The organism is Alloalcanivorax sp. C16-2 (assembly GCF_046507615.1).
Classification (GTDB): domain Bacteria; phylum Pseudomonadota; class Gammaproteobacteria; order Pseudomonadales; family Alcanivoracaceae; genus Alloalcanivorax; species Alloalcanivorax marinus_A.
This window is the reverse complement of sequence record NZ_JBKFTL010000001.1, coordinates 366,371-383,907: the sequence shown is the minus strand read 5'-3', so window position 1 is coordinate 383,907 and position 17,537 is coordinate 366,371. Positions and strand designations below refer to the sequence as shown.

The 17,537-nt window shown below is 64.8% G+C and carries 22 protein-coding genes; 13 read left to right on the top strand and 9 right to left on the bottom strand.

The genetic code is table 11. The annotated features are described in order from the left end of the window. Positions 1–54 precede the first annotated feature (54 nt). The 7 genes from ACLD02_RS01780 (at position 55) to ACLD02_RS01750 (ending at position 6,964) form a co-directional block, all read left to right on the top strand. Positions 55–768, top strand: a complete 714-nt coding sequence (locus tag ACLD02_RS01780) for a fumarylacetoacetate hydrolase family protein (protein WP_338015202.1) — start codon at positions 55–57, stop codon at positions 766–768. Between the two features lies 1 nt (position 769). Beyond that, a complete protein-coding gene (locus tag ACLD02_RS01775; protein WP_203104051.1) occupies positions 770–1,636 on the top strand; it encodes a polysaccharide deacetylase family protein in 867 nt (288 codons plus the stop codon). Between the two features lie 270 nt (positions 1,637–1,906). Beyond that, complete coding sequence (locus ACLD02_RS01770) at positions 1,907–2,929, top strand: TRAP transporter substrate-binding protein (protein ID WP_410297773.1); 1,023 nt, start codon at positions 1,907–1,909, stop codon at positions 2,927–2,929. A 9-nt stretch (positions 2,930–2,938) separates the two neighbouring features. Next, the gene (locus tag ACLD02_RS01765) at positions 2,939–3,505 is read left to right on the top strand and encodes a TRAP transporter small permease (RefSeq protein ID WP_203104055.1); all 567 of its coding nucleotides are present in this window, start codon (positions 2,939–2,941) and stop codon (positions 3,503–3,505) included. Next, a complete protein-coding gene (locus ACLD02_RS01760; RefSeq protein ID WP_203104057.1) occupies positions 3,505–4,776 on the top strand; it encodes a TRAP transporter large permease in 1,272 nt (423 codons plus the stop codon). Before ACLD02_RS01765 ends, ACLD02_RS01760 begins: the two co-directional genes overlap by 1 nt. 117 nt (positions 4,777–4,893) lie before the next feature. Beyond that, entirely contained in the window at positions 4,894–5,643 is a 750-nt protein-coding gene (locus ACLD02_RS01755) for a GntR family transcriptional regulator (protein WP_203104060.1), read from the top strand. A gap of 13 nt (positions 5,644–5,656) precedes the next feature. Beyond that, positions 5,657–6,964 carry an MATE family efflux transporter gene (locus ACLD02_RS01750; RefSeq protein ID WP_410297772.1) on the top strand — a complete coding sequence of 436 codons (1,308 nt, stop codon included), beginning with the start codon at positions 5,657–5,659 and terminating at the stop codon, positions 6,962–6,964. Between the two features lie 87 nt (positions 6,965–7,051). Here the strand turns inward: ACLD02_RS01750 and ACLD02_RS01745 are convergent, their stop codons facing one another. From ACLD02_RS01745 to rd, 4 genes are all read right to left on the bottom strand, one after another. Next, positions 7,052–7,654 carry a hypothetical protein gene (locus ACLD02_RS01745; RefSeq protein WP_410297771.1) on the bottom strand — a complete coding sequence of 201 codons (603 nt, stop codon included), beginning with the start codon at positions 7,652–7,654 and terminating at the stop codon, positions 7,052–7,054. 80 nt (positions 7,655–7,734) lie between these two features. Continuing rightward, on the bottom strand, positions 7,735–8,106 hold the full coding sequence (locus ACLD02_RS01740) for a hypothetical protein (RefSeq protein ID WP_410297770.1): 372 nt from the start codon (positions 8,104–8,106) through the stop codon (positions 7,735–7,737). A gap of 22 nt (positions 8,107–8,128) precedes the next feature. Beyond that, a complete protein-coding gene (locus ACLD02_RS01735; RefSeq protein ID WP_203104068.1) occupies positions 8,129–9,280 on the bottom strand; it encodes an NAD(P)/FAD-dependent oxidoreductase in 1,152 nt (383 codons plus the stop codon). 48 nt (positions 9,281–9,328) lie between these two features. After that, positions 9,329–9,493, bottom strand: a complete 165-nt coding sequence (rd, locus tag ACLD02_RS01730) for a rubredoxin (protein ID WP_138773523.1) — start codon at positions 9,491–9,493, stop codon at positions 9,329–9,331. A 228-nt stretch (positions 9,494–9,721) separates the two neighbouring features. Here rd and ACLD02_RS01725 point away from each other — a divergent pair, with 228 nt between their 5' ends. From ACLD02_RS01725 to phoR, 4 genes are all read left to right on the top strand, one after another. Then, the gene (locus tag ACLD02_RS01725; protein WP_203104070.1) at positions 9,722–10,249 is read left to right on the top strand and encodes a chorismate--pyruvate lyase family protein; all 528 of its coding nucleotides are present in this window, start codon (positions 9,722–9,724) and stop codon (positions 10,247–10,249) included. Positions 10,250–10,252: 3 nt separating this feature from the next. Continuing rightward, positions 10,253–11,140 (top strand): 4-hydroxybenzoate octaprenyltransferase, encoded by an 888-nt coding sequence (gene ubiA, locus ACLD02_RS01720; protein WP_203104072.1) that lies wholly within the window; start codon positions 10,253–10,255, stop codon positions 11,138–11,140. 89 nt (positions 11,141–11,229) lie between these two features. After that, complete coding sequence (gene phoB / locus ACLD02_RS01715; protein ID WP_203104074.1) at positions 11,230–11,934, top strand: phosphate regulon transcriptional regulator PhoB; 705 nt, start codon at positions 11,230–11,232, stop codon at positions 11,932–11,934. A gap of 36 nt (positions 11,935–11,970) precedes the next feature. Then, on the top strand, positions 11,971–13,287 hold the full coding sequence (gene phoR, locus ACLD02_RS01710) for a phosphate regulon sensor histidine kinase PhoR (protein WP_410297769.1): 1,317 nt from the start codon (positions 11,971–11,973) through the stop codon (positions 13,285–13,287). 35 nt (positions 13,288–13,322) lie between these two features. Here phoR and ACLD02_RS01705 read toward each other — a convergent pair whose 3' ends face one another. Together ACLD02_RS01705 and ACLD02_RS01700 are read right to left on the bottom strand one after the other, a co-directional pair. Further along, the gene (locus ACLD02_RS01705; RefSeq protein ID WP_203104077.1) at positions 13,323–13,529 is read right to left on the bottom strand and encodes a SlyX family protein; all 207 of its coding nucleotides are present in this window, start codon (positions 13,527–13,529) and stop codon (positions 13,323–13,325) included. Positions 13,530–13,550: 21 nt separating this feature from the next. Next, on the bottom strand, positions 13,551–14,147 hold the full coding sequence (locus ACLD02_RS01700; RefSeq protein WP_338015203.1) for a TetR/AcrR family transcriptional regulator: 597 nt from the start codon (positions 14,145–14,147) through the stop codon (positions 13,551–13,553). A 311-nt stretch (positions 14,148–14,458) separates the two neighbouring features. On the opposite strand from ACLD02_RS01700, the gene ACLD02_RS01695 reads away from it, so the two are divergent. Together ACLD02_RS01695 and ACLD02_RS01690 are read left to right on the top strand one after the other, a co-directional pair. Then, a complete protein-coding gene (locus tag ACLD02_RS01695) occupies positions 14,459–15,007 on the top strand; it encodes a TMEM165/GDT1 family protein (protein WP_203104079.1) in 549 nt (182 codons plus the stop codon). Positions 15,008–15,026: 19 nt separating this feature from the next. Next, positions 15,027–15,581 (top strand): YaeQ family protein, encoded by a 555-nt coding sequence (locus ACLD02_RS01690; protein ID WP_203104081.1) that lies wholly within the window; start codon positions 15,027–15,029, stop codon positions 15,579–15,581. A 14-nt stretch (positions 15,582–15,595) separates the two neighbouring features. Here the strand turns inward: ACLD02_RS01690 and arsB are convergent, their stop codons facing one another. From arsB to ACLD02_RS01675, 3 genes are read right to left on the bottom strand one after another with little or no spacing between them, the layout of a single operon-like run. Then, the gene (gene arsB, locus ACLD02_RS01685) at positions 15,596–16,615 is read right to left on the bottom strand and encodes an ACR3 family arsenite efflux transporter (RefSeq protein WP_203104083.1); all 1,020 of its coding nucleotides are present in this window, start codon (positions 16,613–16,615) and stop codon (positions 15,596–15,598) included. Beyond that, positions 16,615–17,109 (bottom strand): arsenate reductase ArsC, encoded by a 495-nt coding sequence (locus ACLD02_RS01680; protein WP_410297768.1) that lies wholly within the window; start codon positions 17,107–17,109, stop codon positions 16,615–16,617. The genes arsB and ACLD02_RS01680 overlap by 1 nt, the downstream gene beginning before the upstream one ends. A gap of 29 nt (positions 17,110–17,138) precedes the next feature. Next, positions 17,139–17,480 carry an ArsR/SmtB family transcription factor gene (locus ACLD02_RS01675; RefSeq protein WP_410297767.1) on the bottom strand — a complete coding sequence of 114 codons (342 nt, stop codon included), beginning with the start codon at positions 17,478–17,480 and terminating at the stop codon, positions 17,139–17,141. Positions 17,481–17,537 lie beyond the last annotated feature (57 nt).

Genomic DNA, 17,537 nt, shown 5'->3' with positions numbered 1-17,537 from the left:
CTTTTGACGTGGATTTTGTGCTGATTCACCCCCAGGCCAGACAATGGAGCCAATGTGACCCAATCCGAAGGCAGTTTCTTTGCCCTGCCCCAACCCTCCCTGCCAGTATCCGGCGACCGGCGCCGCTTCCCGGTGCGCCGCATTTACTGCGTCGGCCGCAATTACGTGGCCCACATTCGAGAGATGGAAGAAGGCGACGAACGCGATCCGCCGTTCTTTTTCCAGAAGCCCACCGACGCCATCGTCACCGACGGCGCCGCCATTCCCTACCCCCAGGACACCCAGGACTTTCAGCATGAGGTGGAGCTGGTGGTGGCGATTGGCGGCGGCGGCCGGGATCTGAGCCGGGAGCAGGCTCTCGACCAGGTGTTCGGCTATGCCGTCGGCCTGGACATGACCCGGCGGGATCGTCAGTTCGAGGCACGGGATATGCGGCGCCCCTGGGAAATGGGCAAATCATTCGATCACTCGGCCCCCTGCGGCACCTTGCGCCCCGCCGCCGAGGGGCATGTGCTTTCCGGTGCCATCTCCGTCGAGGTGAACGGCGAGCCGCGCCAAGCCGGTGAGCTGGAGCTGATGATCTGGAACGTGGACGAAATCATCGCCAATTTGTCCACCCAGTATGAACTCAAGCCTGGTGATCTGATCTTCACCGGCACGCCGGCCGGCGTCGCCGCGGTGTCCCCCGGCGACCAGCTGGTGGCCCGCATCGATGGCCTCGAAGACCTGCACGTACGCATCGACCCGCCTCTCAGCCAAGGAGCCTGACATGGAGCCGAAACAACGCATTGATTATTCCGCGATCACCGACCGCCCCCGCCTGTCGTTGCCCGACGGCAAGCGAATGGCGGTGTGGGTGATCGTCAATATTGAAGAGTGGGACATCAATTCGCCGATGCCGCGTACCGTCCTGACGCCTCCCGCCGGTGGCGCGCCCTCGCCGGACATTCCCAACTGGGCCTGGCATGAATACGGCAACCGGGTAGGGTTCTGGCGTTTGCTGAAAACACTGGACCGGCTGTCGATCCGTGCCGTGCTGGCCATCAATGGCACCGCGGTGAACAGCTACGCGCCGATCAGCCAGGCGGCCCTGGATCGCGACTGGGAATTCATGGGCCACGGCTACACCCAGCGCAATATGCAGAAGGTCGAGAACGAACACGACGACATCCGCAAGACCACCCGGGCCATCGAGGAATTCACTGGCAAGCGGCCACGTGGCTGGCTCGGACCGGGCCTCACCGAAACCTGGGAAACCCCGGACCTGTTGGTGGAAGAAGGGTACGACTATGTGTGCGACTGGGTGCTCGACGATCAACCGGTGGTCCTGAAGACCCGCACCGACCCCATCGTCAATGTGCCCTACACCCAGGAATGCAATGACGTGGCGATGATGCTGATCCAGCATCACCCGGCTTCGGAGTACGCCCAGCGGGCCATTGATCAGTTCGAACAGATCCACGAGGACGCCGAGGACGGCGCCCGTGTCATGGCGCTGGTGGTGCACCCTTACATCATGGGCGCGCCCCATCGGGCCCCCTACTTCCGCAAGGCGCTGGAACACATCGCCGCCCGGGAGGATGTGTGCTTCATGACCGGCGAGGAAATTTTCGACTGGTACCAACAGCAGCGCTGATGGCGTTCACCCGCGCTCACGCTTCACCGAAAGCCCTTCCCCTGGAAGGGCTTTTTTTGTTCATCGCGCCCCCGAAAGGGGCAAACAGAGCAAATGGGATGCAATCCGGCACCAGAATAAAGCAACACAATACGAGCTTCTGTTTATAAGCACAGATTGAATCCAATAAAGCTTTACAGGCACTTTTCCTACTGCTATTACTTGATCCACAGGAAAAACGTATACAATTTACGTTTTTTGGGAATGCATGTGATACAAGGGGAACAGCCCGTGAAGCACGATTATTTGTTTCGCACCGCCAGAATTCTGCTCGCCACCCTGCCCGTCTGGGCCTGTCTGGCCGGCACCGTACAGGCCGCCACGCCGATGAAGATCGCCCACCTGGTACCCGGCGAGGCGCCGCGCGGCCAGGGCGCGGAATTGATGGCCAAGGAAGTCAGCAACGATGAACGCTGCAATATCGATGCCCGGGTGTTCCCGAACTCCCAATTGGGCGGCACCACGGACCTGATCGAGAACCTGCAGACCGGCGCCCTGGAAGTGGCGATTCTGCCCGGCTCGTTTCTGGTCGGCTTTCAGCCGTTGATCGGCATCATGGATTTCCCGTACTTCTGGCCCACCGACTACGACAAGCTGAAAACCGTCATCGAAAGCGACGCCATGCGCAAGCTGCTCGACACCACCGAGGAGAAGGGCGTGGTGTCGTTGTCGGTATGGCACACCGGCTACAAATCCTGGACCGCCAACAAGCCTCTGGACACCGTGGCGGCGTACAAGGGCCTGAAGGCACGGGTAATGCCCTCCGCCATCATCCGTGAACAGGACAAGCTGCTGGGCATGCAACCGGTGGCCATGCCGTTCTCCGAGACCTATGTGGCTTTGCAGAACGGCGCCATCGATACCCAGGAAAATCCGGTGGTCACCAACTACCTGATGCGGTTTCACGAGGTCCAGGATTACCTGACCCTGAGCAACCACGGCACGCTGGATCAGGTGATCATGGTTTCCAAGCTCTGGTGGGACAAGCTCGACGGCGGCTGCCAGACCGCGGTGCGCGAAGCGGTGGCCGATGGCGGCGCGCTGACCGCCAAGCTGGTCTACAAGATGATCGACGAGAAGGCGCTGCCGGCGATCCGTGAATCCGGCACCCGGGTGGTGGAGGTGAGCGATGAGAATTTCGCCGCCATGCGCGATCAGGTGTTGCCGGGCGTCAAGCGCTTCTACATCGAGCAAAACGGCGACCGGGGCAAGGCCATCGTCGACGCCTTCGAAGACGAATTCTCCAACCTTTAAAGGCGCGCCATGAGTGCTCTGGTCCGATCCCGCCGCGTTTTCGCCACCGCCGCCCGAGCCCTCGACGCGCCGCTGAGGGTGCTCGACCGGGTACTCGGCGTGGCGATGGCGCTGGCTCTGCTGCTGGTGGCGGCGATTCTGTTCTTCAACGCCCTGGGTCGAACCCTGGGCGTTTCCTACGAAGGCGGTTCTTCCCTGGCCCGTCTTCTGGTGATCTGGCTGACGTTCGTGGGCGGTTACCTGACCGCGCGTTCGGGCAGCCACATCGTGGTCGACATGGTGCCCCGGCTGGTACCGGCCCGCTGGTACGGCGGGCTGATGGCGTTGTCCGGCACGCTGTCGATGATCACCACGGGCTATCTTGCCTGGCTGGGCTACACCTACACGGTGCAGCGCTTTCAATCCGGACAGATGGACCAGCTGCTGCCGATAAAAACCGCGCACTTCTATCTGCCGGTACCGGTGGGGTGTGGCTTGATCACTCTGGCGTTCGCCTGCGCCACGCTGCGAGCTCTGGCCGGTGAGGCCCGGCCCGATGACCCGCAAGCCGAAGACTTTAACGAAGGAGCGCTCTGATGCCGTTCGTTCTTTTGATCGGCGCCGCCATTCTGCTGGCCGTGGGCGTGCCGGTGTTCGTGGCGATTCTGGCGCCCACCCTGCTGACCTTCGACCTGTTCGGCCCGGGGCTGCCCGCCTTCACCCTGGTTCAGAAGATGGTTCAGGGCATCAACAAGTTCAGCCTTTTGGCGGTGCCGCTCTTCATCTACGCGGCGGCGATCATCTCTAATGGGCAGATCGGCAAACGGCTGGTGGCGCTGGTGGAAAGCTGTCTCGGCCATCTCACCGGTGGCGTGGCCATCGCCACCATCGTCAGCTGCGGTCTGTTCGGCGCGCTTTCCGGCATCGGCCAGGCCGCTATCGTCAGCATCGGCCCGATCGTCTATCCGCTACTGATCCGCCAGGGTTACAGTCCCGGCTTCTCCGTGGGGCTTTTGCTGTGTGCCTCGACGTTGTCCATGTTGATCCCGCCGGGCATCGCCATGATTCTCTATTCTCTGCAGTCGATGAGTTCAGTGGGCGATGTGTTCCTGGCCGGGCTGGCCGCCGGTTTGCTGTTTATTCTGGTGATGTCGCTGTACGCCTACGTCTATGCGCGTCTCAAGGGGCTGCGCGGCGCCGAGCGGCAAAGCTGGCATCAGCGCCTGGAGGCATTACGCCGCGCCGGCTGGGCACTGGGGTTACCGTTGATCATTTTCGGCGGCATCTATTCCGGCGTGTTCACGCCCACCGAGGCCGCCGCCTGCGCCTGCGTGTACGCGATCTTCGTGGAGTGCGTGGTATACCGGAATCTGGATCTGAAAAGCCTTTTGAAGGTTTCCACCGGGTCCGCCAGCATCATCGCCGGTATCATGATCCTGCTGACCGCCGGCGCGGCGCTCAGCTACTACCTGACCCTCGAGAATATCCCGGGCCTGGTGGCGGAGCTGCTGGCCGGGCGCTCACCGTTCGAGGTGATGCTTTACCTGAACCTGGTATTCCTGGTCACGGGCATGTTCATCGACCCCAATTCCACCGTGATCGTGCTCACCCCGATCGTCTACCCGGCGGCCATGCAACTGGGCATGGACCCGGTGCATCTGGGCGCGGTGGTCACCATGACCATCGCCATCGGCATGATCACGCCGCCCTTCGGCATCAATATTTTCGTGGGCATGGTGACCTTCAATGTGAGTTATATCCAGTTGGTGAAGAGCACGCTGCCATTCATCCTGCTGGCGCTGATCACGCTGTTGATCATCAATCTCAGCCCGGAGCTGATCCTGTGGCTACCGGCCCATCTGGGCTGATTGAGGGCGGCGGCGTGGTGATCGAATCCTGGCTGTGCTTCCATTATCATGCCTGCCGCGAAAGGGACGATCGCCACCCGACCGGCGCGTCGTCCAGACCACCATGGAGAACAACGCATGACCAAGGAGCCGAATCACTCCTCCGCGACACCGACAAGGCGCGATCGACGGTCCGGCGCCGGTGAGCTCCCCAACGATCATGTGATTGAGACCATCCGCAATGCCATTCTGGACGGTGATCTCGCCGCTGGCTCGCGCATCAACGAGGGCCAGTTGGCACAGCGGCTGGAGGTGTCACGAACGCCCATCCGGGCGGCGTTGCACGTGCTGGCCGGCGAAGGCCTGATCACCTATATCCGCAACCGTGGCTATTTCGTTCGCGAATTCAATCTCTCGGAGGTGCTGGACGCCTTCGAGATGCGCGCGCTGGCGGAAGCCTTCTCCGCGCGCCTGGCCGCCGAGCGCGGCCTGTCCGCCCACGAGGAGCTGGAACTGGATGAATCGCTCCGCCTGACCGACGAAGCCCTGCGAAGCACCGACATCGAGCAGGCCCGTCACCTCTACAGTCGCTCCAACGAGCTGTTCCACAGCGTGATCCAGTCCGCCGCCGGTTCCCGGCTGGTGTCCGACGTGATCGCCCTGTGCCACCGCATTCCGCAAACGCTCACCCGCAATGTGATGGCCTTCACCCTGGAGGACGTGCAAAAGCGCGGTCAGGAACATCGCCTGATCTACGAAGCGATTCTCGCCCGCCGCCCCAAGGAGGCGGAGGAACGCATGTTCAACCACGTGATCGGCGTGCGCAAAGGGATCGTCCGGGCACTGGCCGCCAAGGATCAGCCGGCGCGCGACGACCACCCGCTCTGATCGGGCGTCGCCCTTGCGTACCGGCGCCGACACCCACCTGAACCGTCGCATCTGGGCGCTGGCCTGGCCGTTGTTGCTGTCCAACATCACCGCCCCGTTGCTGGGGCTGGTGGACACCGCCGTGGTCGGGCATCTGGATTCACCGGTGTATCTGGCGGCGGTGGCGCTGGGCGCCAACTTCTTCATGTTCCTGTATTTCTCGTTCAATTTCCTGCGCATGGGCACCACCGGCTTCACTTCCCAGGCACGCGGCGCCGGCGAGGCGACCCTGATGGTGCTGGCGCGGGCGCTGCTGTTGTCCACGGTGCTGGGCGGGCTGCTGATCGTGCTGCAGCCGGGGCTGCGGGAGCTGGGGTTGTGGCTGCTGGGCGGCAGCGGGGAGGTCCAGGATCTGGCCCGGGATTACATCGGCATCCGCATCCTGGGGGCGCCGGCGGCGCTGGGCAACTTCGCGTTGATCGGCTTCGCCATCGGCCTGCACCGCACCAGCGTGCCGCTGAAGATGACGGTGCTGATGCATTCCAGCAACGCCCTGCTGGATTTTCTGCTGGTGCAGGTGTGGCATTTCGACGTGCGCGGCGTGGCCACCGCCAGTGCGCTGTCCGAATACCTGGGCCTGGCCGGTGGGCTGTTCTGGCTGCGCCGGGAAATCTTCGGCGACGCCTGGCGTGCCCTGCCCGCCGGGGCATTGCGGCGGTTGGCACCGATGCTGAGCCTGCTGGCGGTGAACCGGGATATCTTCCTGCGCAGCCTCGCCCTGCTCACCGTGTTTTTCTTTTTCACCGCCCAGGGGGCGCGGCTGGGGGACACCATCCTGGCCGCCAACGCGGTGCTGATCACCTTCCTGCTGCTGCTCAGCAACACCCTGGACGGCTTCGCCAACGCCGCCGAGGCGCTGGTGGGCGACGCCACCGGTCGCGACGACCGGCGCGCCCTGGACGCGGCGGTGAAGGCCACCGGACGCTGGACGGTTCTGGTCGCCGCCCTGGCCCTGGCGGTGTTCGCCCTGGGCGGCGCGCCACTGATCCGCCTGCTCACCGACCTGCCGGCGGTGCGTGACACCGCCACCACCTATCTGCCGTGGATGCTGCTGCTGCCACTCACCGCCAGCGCCGGTTTCTGGCTGGACGGGGTGTTCGTGGGCGCCACCCGGGCCCGGGCCATGCGCAATACCATGGTGGTGGCCACCGCCCTGTTCTTCCCGGTGTGGTGGCTTACCACCGGCTGGGGGAATCACGGACTGTGGCTGGCCATGAACGTCTGGATGGCGAGCCGGGGGCTGCTGATGGCGCTGGTCTGGCGGCGGCGTGATCGCGGCTGAAGCGGAAATCCGCACGGCGCGATCGCGGCTAAAGCCGCTCCTACAAGGTGCGCGGTAGGAGCGGCTTCAGCCGCGATGGGTCAGGGATCAGCGGGCCAGCGCGCCGTCCTCGTGCAGCCGTTTGGCCAGGTCGCCGGCGTAGCCGCGCACGGCGTTACGCAGGCTGGTGGGATTGATCACCCTGGACTGGGCCTGCCACACCGGGCTGTCGAGGCCCACCTGGTAGAGCGTGCTTTGCAGGTAGTAGTCCCGGCTTTCGGTGTAATAGCCCGGCGCGTAGACGGTGTCGTAACCGGCGCCCAGTGACGGGCCGAAGCCCTGCAGGCGGGGCGGCACATAGTCGGCGCGCACTTCGGCCTTGAGGAAGGAAACCACCAGCACGCCGTCGGTGCCGGTGCGGGCCACCGCTTTTTCCACCCGTTGGCGCAGGTCGTCGCCATCGTTGGCGGCGTCCAGTTGCCGGTGGGCCAGATAAACGTGGCGGATGCGGTCGCGCAGGGCGTCGCCCAGGGCGTCCTCCACGGCGACGCGGCCCTGGTTGTCGTTGACCAGCGCGATCACGAACAGGTTTTCGAAACGCGGGCGCTCGCCGGCGGGCGGGTTCCAGCCGGATCTCACCTCGGTGGGAGTGGCGCAGGCGGCCAGGGCCAGGGTCAGCAGGACCAGAACGGTACGTCGCAGAGCAATCATGGGGCTTCCTTTGGGTTGAATGCCCCCATCCTAATCGTCCCGCCGGGGGACGCAACCGACCTGTATCAAGCGCCCGCGATTCAGGCCTTGCCGATGATGAATTTCATCAGGGTCATGAACCACATCAAGTGGCCGGGGTCGCCTTCCACCTTGATGTCACCGGCCTGCATGCCCTCCATGAATACCATCTGGTTCTTACCGGACGCCTTGAGGGTGCGGAAGGCGTACCGCGCGTCCTTGAAGTTAAGCGTCACCGTGGGGCTTGGGTGCAGCCCGGCGTGGCGGCGCACCCGACCCGGTTGGAAGTGATACCAGCGGGCGGCGCGGCCGTCGAAGGTGCGCCACTGCATGACCACGTCACGGTGCTCGAGCTGCTGGCGGAATCCCGGGTGGCGGCGGGCCAGCCAGGCCAGACGCCAGCCCAGCAACAGCAGGATCAGACGGAATTTCATCGGCTCTCCAGGTGACCGCGGTTCACGGCATCAGCGCCGGCAGTTCCTTGTTGAGTTTGAGCTTCTCCTTGACCGCTTCGCCGGTGAGGGCATAGCCGCGCAGGGCGCCGTCACGGTCGCGGAACAGGGCGCGCACGGTGTCGCCGTCTTCCTCCACCTCCCAGTCGCCGTCCAGCTCTTCCGGCGGTGGGCACACCACCACCGGACAGGCCGGCGTCTTGATGGTCACCGGCATGACGCCGTAGCTCACCGGGGTGGGCTCGCCGGCCAGGGTCTTGGCCAGGGCCCGGGCGCCGGCCATCAGCGGCAGCACATAGGGCAGCACATGGCCTTCCACCTCGGCGCAGTCGCCCAGGGCATAGACGTTATCGGCGCTGGTGCGCAGTTGCTGGTCGGTGAGGATGCCCCGGTTGGTACGCAGGCCGGCATCCTTGGCGATGTCGATACGCGGGCGCAGGCCGATGGCGGAGAGCACCACGTCGGACTCCAGGTGGGTGCCGTCGGAGAGCTCGGTGACCAGGCCCTCGCCGTCCCGGTTGCGATGCACCGCCTTGGCCAGGGGGCCGAAGTGAAAGTTCACGCCCAGACTTTCCAGGCCACGCCCCACGGCGGCGGAGGCGGCTTCCGGCAGCAGCATGGGCAGGCAGCGGCCAAGCGGCTCCACCAGATTCACCTGGAAACCGCCGTTGCACAGGTCGTTGGCGAACTCGCAACCGATCAGGCCGCCGCCCAGAATGGTGACGCTCTTCTTGCCGTCCAGGGCCTGGCGAAAGCGACCGTAGTCCATCAAGTCGTTGACCGAGAACACCTCGCCCACGGCGTCACCTTCCAGGGGGGGCGTCCAGGTATCGGCGCCCAGGGCCAGCACCAGAGCGCTGTAGTCCAGGTGGTCATCGGGCAGCAGCACGCGCTGCTTGCCGGTGTCGATGCCGGCCACGTGCACGCCGGTGCGCACCGTGACATTGAACTGTTCGGCCACCTGCTCCGGGGTGGCCATGGCCAGCTCGTCGGCGCTCTTTTCCTTGGTGAAACCGGTGGACAACATGGGCTTGGAGTAATTCCGCCCGTCGTCGGCGGTGAGCACCACCACCGGGGTCTCCTTGTCCAGCTTGCGGAATTCCTTGACCGTGTTGAAACCGGCCAGGCCGGATCCGATGACGACGATGGGGTTCATGGCGGGTCCTTAGATCGGGGAAAGGGAGGGACGGGCTGGGAGCGCGGCTCAGATCTCGATCATCTCGAAATCTTCCTTGCCCACGCCACAGTCGGGGCACACCCAGTCCTCGGGGACGTCTTCCCACTTGGTACCGGGTTCGATGCCTTCCTCGGGCAGGCCTTCCTCTTCATCGTAGATGAAGCCACACACCACGCATTCCCATTTCTTCATGCTAAAACCTCGTTTCGTCGGAATCCGGGCCCGGGTAAACGGGCCGTTCCAGGGGCCCGCTAACGTAGCCACGGGCGTTACAAAAATCAATGACAGTCAGTAATGGCAACTTTGCCCTCGGGTCACGATGAGCCGCCGCCGTAGCGATAAGCAGGGTTCGTGCCGATGCTTGATTGAACGGTCATCCTGGGCCATAGTCCCCGCGCCCGTCGCGACCGAGCCCGAATCATGCCCGATACCGCCTTGCACGCCGATGCCCGCTGGCGCGCCCAGGAACGCCTTGTGCTGCCCCCGCTGATCCGCGACTGGCTGGCCGACCCCGGCTCTCTGACCCGACGGCTGCGAGGCTTGGGCCCGTTCCGGGTGGCGCCGTCGCGGCGCCTGATCGGCGCGCCGGACCTCGAGGAGCAGCGCCAGCTCGGCCAGGTGGGCCGGCGCCATGCCCTGATCCGCGAGGTCACCTTATTGGTGCACGAGCGCCCCGTGGTGGAGGCCCGCAGCGTGCTGCCGCTGACCACCCTGGCCGGCGCCAACCGCAGCCTGGCGCACATGGGCAGCCGCTCCCTGGGCAGCGAGCTGTACCGGCGACCGGCGGCCCACCGCGACCAGGTATGGGTACGCTTCGGTGACAGCCCCTCTGGCCAGGGGCCGTGCTGGGGGCGACAATCCCGGTTCGTGAAGCGCGGTCGGCCGCTGCTGGTGGCCGAGCATTTCCTGCCCGCGCTCTGGGATTTGCTGCTCGAACCGGACCGCTGACCTATGCTCGCTTTCGTGGAACACCGCTACCCGGCCCTGTGGCCCTGGATCCAGCTGATGCGCCTGGAGAAACCCATCGGCAGCATGCTGCTGATGTGGCCTACTCTGTGGGCGCTGTGGATCGCCGGCGACGGCACCCCCAGCCTCAAGCACATCATCATCTTCGTGCTCGGTGTGTACGTGATGCGCGCCGCCGGCTGCGTGATCAACGACTACGCGGACCGGGACTTCGACGGCCATGTGGAGCGCACCGAGGGGCGCCCCCTGGCCACCGGCGCGCTGTCCTCGAAGCAGGCTCTGGCGCTGTTCGCCGGGCTCGGGTTACTGGCCTTCGTGCTGGTGCTGTTCCTCAACCGCTTCACCATTCTGCTGTCCTTCGGCGGCCTGGGGCTGGCTCTGCTCTACCCGTTCACCAAACGCTTCACCTATCTGCCCCAGCTGTTTCTGGGCGCCGCCTTCAGTTGGGCGGTGCCGATGGCGTTCGCCGCGGAAACCGGCGCCGTGCCGGAGATCGCCTGGCTGCTGTTCACCACCAATCTGCTGTGGACCGTGGCCTATGACACCGAGTACGCCATGTGCGACCGGGAGGACGACCTGAAGATCGGCATCAAGAGCACCGCGATTCTGTTCGGCGACCTGGACAAGCTGATCATCGGCGTGCTGCAGGGGCTCACCCTGGTGGCGCTTTGGCTGGTGGGCCAGCGGCTCGGTTTCGCCTGGCCCTGGTATCTGGGACTGGCGGCCATGGCGGCCAGTTTCGTGCATCAACAATGGCGTATTCGTTACCGCGAGCGCTGGCCCTGCTTCCACGCCTTTTTGAGCAACCACTGGGCCGGAGGCTGCGTGTTCATTGGGCTGTACCTGCAATACCTGGTTGCCGGTGGAAGCTGAAAAGGGTGCAAATTTGTCATCGGGATGTCATAAAAAGGCAATGTAATAGGGGACAATTCAAAAACGGCGAAAAATTAGAGATTGCAGCCATGTCCCGAAACCGCATTCTGATCGTTGACGATGAACCGGCCATCCGCGAAATGGTGGCCGTGGCCCTGGAACTGGCCGACTTCGATGTACTGGAGGCGGAGAACGCCCAGGTCGCTCATGAGCGCATCGTCGACGAGCGCCCGGATCTGGTGCTGCTGGACTGGATGTTGCCGTCGGTAAGCGGCATCGAGCTGGCACGCCGCCTCAAGCGCGAGGACGCCACCACCGAGGTGCCGATCATCATGCTCACGGCCAAGAGCGAGGAAGACAACAAGATCCAGGGCCTGGATGTGGGCGCCGACGACTACATCACCAAGCCGTTCTCCACCCGCGAGTTGATCGCCCGCATCAAGGCGGTGCTGCGGCGCTCCTCGGTGGCCGCTGCGGAAAAGGCCATCGACGTGGAGGGCCTGTGCCTGGACCCGGTCAGTCACCGCATCAGCGCCCACGGCAATCCGGTGGACATGGGCCCCACCGAATACCGGCTGCTGGAGTTCTTCATGAGCCACCAGGAGCGCGCCTACTCACGCACCCAGTTGCTGGATCAGGTGTGGGGCGCCAACGTGTATGTGGAGGACCGCACCATCGACGTGCACATCCGCCGCCTGCGCAAGGCCCTGGCACCGCACGGCTTCGACGGTTTCATTCAAACGGTGCGCGGCACGGGGTACCGGTTCTCGGTGAAGACCAGCCAGGCATCCTGATGGTTTAAGGTTCATTGCATGAAGCACCCCTCGGGAATGAGGGCCAGTCTGGCCAAGGAAGTCAACCGCATCCTGATCCTGGTGGCGGCCTCCCTGCTGCTGTGTCTGCTATGGCGAACCATCTGGCCGCTGGTGGCGGGCCTGGGGCTGTACATCATCTGGAGCACCCGGCAACTGTTCGCCCTGTACACCTGGCTGGTGCGCGAGGAGCACACCGACCCGCCGGACGCCGGCGGCCTGTGGGGCGAATTCTACACCCGCCTGGAGCATCTGTTCCGCCAGGAACGGCGCGCCCAGGACAACCTTCAGGGCATCATCCAGCGCGCCCAGGAGTCGGTGAACGCCCTGGAAGACGTGGTGGTGATGATCGACCAGCACGGCCACCTGGAATACTGGAACCACGCCGCCCAGAAACACCTTGGCCTGCGCCCGGACAAGGATCTGGGCCAGCCGCTCACCAACCTGATCCGCCACCCGCGCTTCACCCATTATCTCGCCAAGGGCCGCTTTAACGAGCCGCTGGAAATCCCGGCGCCGGTGGACGACAACCGCATCCTGCAATTCCGCATCACCGAGTTCGGTGAGGGCGACCAATTGATCCTGGCCCGGGACATGACCCGGCTCCACCACCTGGAAGAGATGCGCAAGGACTTCGTGGCCAATGTCAGCCACGAGCTGAAAACGCCGCTCACCGTGCTCAAGGGTTACCTGGAGACCCTGCTCGACACCGTGCCCGAGGAGCAGACCCGCCTGCGCCGGGCGCTGTATCACATGGATACCCAGAGCCATCGCATGGAGGCGCTGGTCAACGACCTGCTGCTGTTGTCACGGCTGGAAAACACCAAGGCGGACAACACCGGCCAGACCGTGGCGGTGCACGGCATGCTGCACCGCATGCGCGAAAACGCCCTGGCCCTGGCCCGGGAGAAGGATCACGAGATTACCCTGACGGTGCCCGAGGACGCGCGCCTGGTGGCCAATCCGGCGGAGCTGGAAAGCGCCTTCGGCAACCTGATCACCAACGCGGTCAAATACACGCCGGCCCAGGGGCACATTCACATCGAATGGCGCCAGGACAACCAGGGCGGCCATCTCTCGGTCAGCGACGACGGCCCCGGCATTGATCCGCAGCACATTCCGCGGCTCACCGAACGCTTCTACCGGCCGGACAACAGCCGCGTGACCCAGACCGGAGGCACCGGCCTGGGCCTGGCCATCGTCAAGCACGTGATGCTGCGTCACGACGGCAAACTGGAAATCCAGAGCACCCTGGGCAAGGGCAGCACCTTCACCTGTCACTTCCCGCCGGCCCGGGTGGCGGGGCCGCCCGCTGACACGCCGATTCGCGGCTGAAGCCGCTCCTACAGCCATCCTGGCGGGACGGGGCATCAGTAATGCGGCGGCGGCGCGTCCTGGATACGCAGCGCCGCCAGCTCCTCGCCCTGCTCCACCACCCGGTCGACCAATTTCCGGTAAGCGGCTTCCATCTCGTCCAGCTTGCGCTGCTGGTCACTGACGATGCGATTGAGGCTGGCCACCAGATCCTCCTGGTAGGCCAGCTTGGTTTCGATATCAAGAAAACGGTTTTCGCTCATGGGGTTCCTCCGGGAGCGGGATTATACCGGGCCGGCGGCGCGAATGGCGTCGGTGAGCGCGGCTTCCGCCTCGGCCAGGGGATCGTCGCCAAGATGATCGAGCTGTCCATCCAGCAGCAACTGGCTGAAACCATGCACCATGGCCCAGGCACGCAGGGCGGTCCGTCGTACCGTGGCTTCGTCGGCGTCGCCGGCGCGGGCCACCGCCCGCCGCAGGGTCTCGAAGGCGGCGTTGGAGGTATCGGTCAGCTCGGGATCATCATCGTCACCGCCACGCCGGGCGGCGGCGGCGGCACCGAACATCAGGCGGAACAGGGCCGGGTTGGCATGGGCGAAGCGCAGATAACTGAGACCACCGGCCAGCAATTGCCGCCCGGGGCTGTCGGCCGCCGCCTCGGCGGCCTCCTGGGCGGCGCGCAGGCGCCGGAATCCCTCCGCGGCGAGGGCCAGCATCAAGGCCTCCTTGTTGGCGAAATGCCGATAGCTGGCGTTGGCGGTGACACCCACCCGGCGCGCCAGCTCGCGCAGGCTGAAGCCGTCGCCGCCCTTTTCCGCCAGCAACGCCAGCCCCTCTTCCACCAGCGCCGGGCGCAGGTTGCCATGGTGGTATGTGGACACGCTTTCGGCTCCTCCATCTCGAGATGTTCACAGCCTACACATGAAGCCGCGCCGGCGCAGCCGGACTTGCCATGCCCGGCGCACCCGGCTATGGTTGGCGCCGTCTTGGGGGAGTAGTCGCCGAGCCACCCCGCTCTGGACGGTCGTCAACATATTTGCGCCTCAATGCGCATGGCGATCGTGTCCCGCCGCACGCATCACCGTGCAGGCGGTATCGACGAGACCTGAGGCATTGTCCGTATTCCGCGGGGGCGGGATCGACGGGCGATGTCTCCGGTTATTGGTCGATCCCGCCCCCCTAAGGAACTCCATTGGACGCCTTTTTTACCTCTACCCTGCTGGTCGCCCTGGGCGAAATCGGTGACAAGACCCAATTGTTGTCGCTGGCCCTGGTGGTGCGCTACCGCAAACCCTGGCCGATTCTCGCCGGCGTGATCGTCGCTACCCTGATCAACCACGGCATCAGCGTCTGGTTCGGTGACTGGCTGGCAGGCGCCATCCCGGAAAACTGGCTGCAGTGGATTCTCGGTCTGAGCTTCATCGCCCTGGGCCTGTGGATGCTGATTCCGGACAAGGACGAAGAGGTCGGCGACAAATACCGCTTCGGCCCCTTCCTGACCAGCCTGGTACTGTTCTTCATCGCCGAAATCGGCGACAAGACCCAGGTGGCCACGGTGGCCCTGGCGGTGCGCTTCCAGGAATTCTGGCCGGTGCTTCTGGGCACCACCACGGGTATGATCGCCGCCAACCTGCCGGTGATCTGGGTGGCGCACCGCTTCGCCAGCGAGCGTTTCGAAACCTGGGCGCACCGAATCAGCGCCGCCCTGTTCATCGTATTCGGTGTCTGGGCGCTGCTTTGAACCAAGAGGGGAGCCATCGATGGCGTTGACCGCCACCATTCACAAAGCCGAGCTGACCGTCTCGGACCTGGATCGCGACTACTACGCCACCCACAACCTGACCGTGGCGCTGCATCCGTCCGAGACCGAGTCGCGCATGATGCTGAGGCTGATGGCCTTCGCCCTGAATGCCCACGAGGACCTGTCGTTTACCCGGGGCCTTTCCAGCACCGAGGAGCCGGACCTGTGGCAACACGATCCGGATCAGACCCTGGCACACTGGATTGAGCTGGGGATGCCCGACGAAAAGCGGCTGCGCAAGGCCTGCGGCCTGGCGCGCCGGGTCACCGTTTACGTCTACGGACAACGGAGCCCCCAGGTATGGTGGGAAGGCATGCGCGACAAGGTCCGGCGTTTCGGCAACCTGCGCATCGTCCACGTGGACCCCGCCAGTGAAGCGGCGCTGGCCGGCTACTGCCAGCGCGCCATGCAACTGCAGGCGATGATCCAGGACGGCCAGCTCTGGTTCGGCGACACCGCCGGCTCCACCGAAGTGGGCCTCGCCACCTGGTACGCCGGCGCTGCCTGGTTATAAGTTGAACGTTACAACTACGCCTCGAACCAGTGTCGGGTGCGATTGACGATGGCCACCAGCGACAGCATCACCGGCACCTCCACCAGCACGCCCACCACCGTGGCCAGGGCGGCGCCGGAGGACAGGCCGAACAGGCTGATGGCCACCGCCACCGCCAGCTCAAAGAAGTTGGAGGTGCCGATCAGGCAGGCCGGGCCGGCGATACGGTGGGGCAGGCGCAGCCAGCGGGCGGCGACGAAGGCGATCAGGAAGATGCCATAGGTCTGGATCAGCAGCGGCACGGCGATCAGCACGATGGCCTGGGGCTTGGCGAGAATGGTTTCCGCCTGGAAGCCGAACAGCAGCACCACGGTGGCCAGCAGGCCGAGCACGCTGACCGGCTTGAGCCGGTGCACGAAGGCGTCCACGGCGGCATCGCCACCGCGCCCGCTCAGGGCGCGCCGGGTGATCACGCCGGCCGCCAGCGGCAGCAGCACGTACAGCACGGTGGACAACACCAGGGTATCCCAGGGCACGGTAATGTCGCTGACCCCCAGCAACAGGGCGGCGATGGGGGCGAAGGCGAACACCATGATGATGTCGTTCACCGACACCTGCACCAGGGTGTAGTTGGCGTCGCCCCGGGTCAGTTGGCTCCACACGAACACCATGGCGGTGCAGGGCGCCACGCCCAGCAGGATCATACCGGCGATGTATTCGCTGGCGGTGGCCGGGTCCACCAGGTCGGCGAACAGCACCTTGAAGAACAGCCAGCCCAGGGCGGCCATGGTGAACGGCTTGATCAGCCAGTTCACCACCAGGGTCAGCAGCAGCCCCTTGGGTTTGTCGCCCACCTGCTTCATGGCGGCGAAGTCGATCTGGATCATCATCGGGTAGATCATCACCCAGATGAACACCGCCACGGCCAGATTCACATGGGCCACCTCGAAGGCCGCCACCGCCTGGAACAGGCCCGGCGTAGCCAGTCCCAGGGCGACACCGACGGCGATCGCCAGGGCCACCCAGACACTCAGAAAACGCTCGAAGAACGGCATCAGTGCTCGCCCGCTTCCCGGTGGATTTTTTGCAGGGAGGCGGTGAGCCCCGGCGGCGTCATGGATTCCAGCTCCAGCGCCACCAGCTTCTCCAACCGGCCGCGCAGCCGCTGGTAGGTGGTTTCGAACGCCCCTTCGATATCGGCCTCGTCACCCTCGGCGGCGGCCGGATCGGGGATGCCCCAGTGCACCTTGGCGGATTCGGCCAGCCACACCGGGCAGGCTTCCCCGGCGGCGGCGTCGCACACCGTGATGACCACGTCGAACCACTCGTCTTCCAGGTCATCCATGGACTTGGAAACCGGTCGGCCCACCGGCACCCCGTGGCGCTCCAGCACCGCCAGGGCCCGGGGATGAACCCGGCCGGAGGGGTAGCTGCCGGCACTGCGCGCGATCAAGCGCCCCTCGCCCAGATGGTTGGCCAGGGCCTCGCCGAGGATCGAGCGGCAGGAGTTGGCGGTGCACAGGAACAGTATTTTCAGCGGCGTTTTCATGTCGGTCTTCCTGTTAGGGCCTGTTAACACTACTTGCATCGCACTTGTTGCGGTTGCAGGCCAAGCTGGTCCCGCGCTTCATTCACAAGGGTTTCGATGGTAGTAAGCGCCCACTCAGGAAGTTCGTCGTTGACCCGGTAATGCATCCAGGTGCCCTGCCGTCGCGCCACCACCAGGCCACACTGGCGCAACTGCGCCAGGTGCCGGGAGATGGTCGATTGCGGCGCATCCAGGGCAGCCACCAGGTCGCACACGCACACCTCCCGGTCCACGCGCATCAGGCAAAGCAGGCTCAGGCGCGACTCGTCGCCGAGGCATTTGCAGAGGCCGGCGACGGAGAGCGGGACGGGGGCGGCTTGAACGGCGTGCATTCTGTTTCCTCATATCTTTATATTCGGATATACGAATATATTAGACGAAAAAAGACC